The sequence below is a fragment of the Stenotrophomonas sp. STEN240 genome, from assembly GCF_056756175.1.
On the sequence record NZ_JBRRBO010000084.1, the window covers coordinates 1 to 4759 of the forward strand.

Here is a 4759-nt window from a genome sequence, read left to right on the forward strand (position 1 = left end):
GCAGGGGCGTTCCCGGTAAAGCCTCTGCCGAGCATGGCTCGGCACTACGCAGGGGCGTTCCCGGTAAAGCTTCTGCCGAGCATGGCTTGGCACTACGTTGGGGCGTTCCCGGTAGAGCCCCTGCCGAGCATGGCTCGGCACTACCGCCTACCGCCTACCCCCTATCGCTTCACCCTCAAGCCAGATGAATCGCCCCAAGAATCCGCGGCCCGCGCGCGCCGCTGACACTGGGTAGATTGCCCGGGCGTCCCGCCAGCGTCTCCTGCGCCAGCCACGCAAAGCCCATTGCTTCCATGTAATCCGGGTCCAGCCCATGCGCGGCGCTGGAGCCAATCAGCACACCCGGCAAGCGCGCCTGCAGCCGCAGCAACAGCTGCGGATTGCGCACACCGCCGCCGCAGACCAGCACCCGCCGTGCCCCCGGCAGCTGCGCCAGCAAGGCGTCGGCCACGGTAGCGGCGGTCAGCTCCAGCAAGGTGGCCTGCACATCGGCCGGCGACAACGCCGCCGCACCCAGCTGCGCTTCCACCCACTGCAGATGGAACTGCTCGCGGCCGGTGCTCTTCGGCGGTGGCAAGGCAAACCAAGGCTCGGCCAGCAACCGAGCCAACAATGCTTCATCCACACGGCCACTGGCCGCAAACGTGCCATCGGCATCAAACACGTGGCCAAGATGCCGTTGGCACCAGCCATCGAGCAGCGCATTGGCCGGGCCGGTATCAAAGCCGCGGATGCTGCCATCGCGGGCAATCAGGCTCAGGTTGGCGATGCCGCCGAGATTGAGCACCGCGCGGTCTTCATCGGCGCTGCCCAGCATCGCCAGATGGAAGGCCGGCATCAGCGGTGCACCATGACCGCCGGCAGCCACATCGCGGCGGCGGAAATCGGCCACGGTGGTGATGCCGGTGAGCTCGGCAATGCGGTTGGCATCACCAATCTGCCAGGTAAAGGCAGGCGTGCTCAGCGGCCGGTGGCGGATGGTCTGCCCATGCGAGCCGATCGCCTGCACCTGCGAACGCTGCACGCCTGCCTCTTCCAGTAACTGGTTTGCGGCAGCGGCGAAGGCAATGCCGACGCTGGCATCCAGTTGCCCCAGTGCGTCCATCGACGCGGGCTCGGCGCCTTGGCCCAACGCGATCAAGGCCTCGCGGGTAGCCGCATCCCAGGCATGGGTATAGCCATGCACGAAGTGGCATCCGCCGCTCTGCGGAAACTGCACCAGCGCCGCATCGATGCCGTCGGCACTGGTGCCGGACATCAGGCCGAGGAACAGAGGCAGCTGCGGATCAACAGAGGTCATGGCGGTGGCCAAAAAGAAACGGGCAGGGAAGCTTCAAGCTCCCTGCCCGTATCGTCAACGGTGTTGCGCAGGCTCAGCCGCGCTTGCCGCCAGCTGCCGGCGTAGCGGCGGCGGTCTGCGTTGCCGCCGGCCGCTTGCTGTCGCCGGCATCGGCGTAGATCAGCTCTTCCATGCCCTGGATACGCGCCATTGCCGGCGCGGTCTGCGCACGGAAGGCGGCCAGATCTGCGCCCTGCAGCGGTTGCGGCGGCGGCATCGTCACCGACAGCGGATTGCGGTGCACGCCGTTGACGCGGAATTCGTAATGCAGGTGCGGGCCGGTCGACATGCCGGTTGAGCCCACATAGCCGATCACCTGGCCCTGAGTCACGCGCTGGCCGGCACGGTAGGGGCCAAGCCGCGACATATGCCCGTACAGCGTGGTGTGGCCGCTGCCGTGGTCGAGAATCACCACATTGCCGTAGCCGCGCTGGGTGCCGGCGAACTGCACGCGGGCATCACCGGCAGCCATGATCGGAGTACCGGTGCGCGCGGCGTAATCCACACCCTTGTGGGTGCGCATCGTGCCCAGGATGGGGTGGCGGCGGGTGCCGTAGTTCGAGCTCAGGCGGGCGAACTGGATCGGCGAGCGGATGAAGCTCTTTTTAAGTGAACGGCCATTGAGGTCGAAGTATTCCGACTTGCCGGCGCGGTCAAAACGGAAGCCGGTATAGGTCTTGCCGCCGGTCTGGAAGGTCGCCGCCAGGATCTTGCTGGTGTCGATGCGCTCGCCTTCGCGCCAGGTCTCGTCCATCACCACGCTGAAGCGGTCGCCCGGCTGCAGGTCCTTGGAGAAATCGATGTCGTACTTGAAGATTTCATCGGTCATCGTGGCGATGGCCGACGGCGACAGACCGGCCTTGCGCGCAGCGTTGTACAGCGAACTGGTGATTTCACCGCTGGCCACCACGGTACGGGTGCTGGTTGCACGCTCGCTGACCTTTTCGCTGATCCGGTCGCCCTGCAGGCTCAGTTCCACCCGGTGATTGCCATCGCGGTCGAAGCGGATCGTACGCAGCGCGCCGTTGACCGGCAGGTCGAAGGCGATTTCCGCGCCGGGGCGCAGTTTGGTCAGCACCTCGCGGGTACCGGGGTGGTCAAGCACCTTCTGCATCGTGGTGGCAGGCACGCCGGCGGCTTCGAACAGGTCGCTCAGGGTCTGGCCGCGTTCCACCCGCTGGATCTGCCAGCTGTCGCCCGGCGTTTCCCCACGTCGCGCCAGGGACAGCGGCGGCAGGGGCAGGGCAAGCGTGGAGTGGGACGACGGCAGATTGCTGTCGATGGCGTTGGAAAAGCCCGGAACAATCGTCGCCGCCAGCGCACCAATGGTGACGAACAGGCTGGCGTGGATCCAATGCCGCCGATTCCAGCGTTCGTTGAACGCGGCGGGCAGATGTTCCTTCAACTTCCGATGCAGGGCGTTGTCGTGCAGGACGTGGAGTCTTTCCTGGAAGCGCTGTTTGCGCGCGGAGCCATGATCGGATTGGGACATCGGTCGGTTCTCTGGTCGACCCGGATCGCGGGCCCAAACGCAGGTAACATAGACACCTATCAATTCCGCGTCAAACCATTGAGCCGCATGGCTTTTCGATCGGTTAACGTGGTTAACTTGTACTTAACACCATTCATGTTTTTGACTGCGAAGTCGGGAGTTTTAGCGTGTCCTCGATTGATGAAGCCCTTGCCCTGATCGGTCGTGGGGCCGACGAAATCCTCAAAGTGGAAGAACTGCGCCAGCGCCTGGAAAGCGGCCGCCCACTGCGTGTGAAGGCCGGCTTTGACCCCACCGCGCCGGACCTGCACCTTGGCCACACCGTATTGCTGAACAAGCTGCGGCAGTTCCAGGACCTCGGCCATCAGGTCATTTTCCTGATCGGCGACTTCACCGGCATGATCGGCGACCCGTCCGGCAAGAGCCTGACCCGCAAGCCGCTCAGCAAGGAAGACGTGCTGGCCAATGCCCGCACCTATGAGGAGCAGGTCTTCAAGGTGCTGGACCGGGAAAAGACCGAAGTCCGCTTCAACTCGGAGTGGTTCGGCAAGATGAGTGCAGCCGACATGATCCGCCTGGCTGGCCAGCACACCGTCGCCCGCATGCTCGAGCGCGACGATTTCGCCAAGCGCTATGCCGCCCAGCAGTCCATCGCCATCCATGAGTTCCTCTACCCGCTGGTGCAGGGCTACGACTCGGTGGCGCTGGAAGCGGACGTCGAGCTCGGCGGTACCGACCAGAAGTTCAACCTGCTGATGGGCCGCGGCCTGCAGGAGCACCACGGCCAGAAAGCACAGATCGTGCTGACCATGCCGCTGCTGGAAGGCCTGGACGGCGTCAACAAGATGTCCAAGTCGCTGAACAACTACATCGGCATCAGCGAACCGGCCATCGACATGGTCACCAAGACCATGAAGGTGGACGACACCTTGATGTGGCGTTGGATCGACCTGCTCAGCTTCGATATCTCCATCGACGAGGCCAAGCAGCTGCGCGCCGACGTCGAGGCGGGCAAGATCAACCCGCGTGAGATCAAGCTGCGCCTGGCGCGTGAGCTGACCACCCGTTTCCACGATGCCGCCGCTGCCGAACAGGCCATTGCAGGCTGGAACGCTGCAGTGACCGGGCAGGGCGACATCACCCAGCTGCCGTTGCAGGAAGTGTTGATTCCGGCCGAAGGCCTGCGTATCGGCGCGCTGCTCACCGCGGCCGGCCTGACCCCCAGCAATTCCGAAGCCTCGCGCAAGCTCAAGGAGCGCGCGGTGAAGGTGGATGGCGAAGTCGTCGAAGACGCCCAGACCGTATTGCAGCCCGGTTTCGAAGGCTTGCTGCAGGTTGGCAAGCGCACCTTCGCCCGCGTCCTGCTGGTAGCAAGCGCCTAAGGCTCAAAGCCCCCGATGACCAAAGCCCCTCTCCCGCGTGCGGGAGAGGGGTTGGGGTGAGGGCAGGGCGAAGCCTGGTTGCTTCATCGCCCCGCAAACCCCGATCAGCTCATCTGGATGTGCAGGCGAGCAAGGCAGCTTCCACTGGCAGCGACAAAAGCCCCTCTCCCACCGGGAGAGGGGTTGGGGAGAGGGTAAGGCGAAGCCCATCTGCGTCATCGCCCCCCAAACCCCGCTCAACCCATCTGCATGCGCATTGCGGCGTACACATATAAGTACAAGCAAAGCAGCAAAGGCCTCTCCAGCGGCCCGGTGAACGAAAGTTGGAAAAAACCTTCCACACCCCCTTCACAAAGCCTGCAAAGAAGCACATACTTCACCTCCCCCGACGCAGGGGCCTCGCAAGAGGCGCAAGCGGAAGGAAAGTTTGAAGTCACCGCCCCGAAATGAGGTGTTGACGAAGCAGAAAAGCCACCATATAATGGGCGGCTCGCTACGACGGAAACGTCGCAGCCTACGAAGAAGGCGCTGAGGCCTGATTCGAAG

General features: G+C 64.1%; 4 protein-coding genes. 1 reads left to right on the forward strand and 3 read right to left on the reverse strand.

Annotated elements, in window-relative coordinates; all coding sequences use genetic code 11:
* Positions 1 to 175 precede the first annotated feature (175 nt).
* Positions 176 to 1300, reverse strand: a complete 1125-nt coding sequence (locus tag ACVOKO_RS19290) for an anhydro-N-acetylmuramic acid kinase (RefSeq protein ID WP_346500978.1) — start codon at positions 1298 to 1300, stop codon at positions 176 to 178.
* Between the two features lie 73 nt (positions 1301 to 1373).
* On the reverse strand, positions 1374 to 2831 hold the full coding sequence (locus tag ACVOKO_RS19295; RefSeq protein ID WP_346500980.1) for a peptidoglycan DD-metalloendopeptidase family protein: 1458 nt from the start codon (positions 2829 to 2831) through the stop codon (positions 1374 to 1376).
* Between the two features lie 167 nt (positions 2832 to 2998).
* Between ACVOKO_RS19295 and tyrS the strand changes: the two genes are divergently transcribed.
* On the forward strand, positions 2999 to 4213 hold the full coding sequence (gene tyrS / locus ACVOKO_RS19300; RefSeq protein WP_346500982.1) for a tyrosine--tRNA ligase: 1215 nt from the start codon (positions 2999 to 3001) through the stop codon (positions 4211 to 4213).
* 236 nt (positions 4214 to 4449) lie between these two features.
* Here tyrS and ACVOKO_RS19305 read toward each other — a convergent pair.
* The coding region (locus tag ACVOKO_RS19305; RefSeq protein WP_346500984.1) for a hypothetical protein at positions 4450 to 4759 on the reverse strand (310 nt) is incomplete at its 5' end.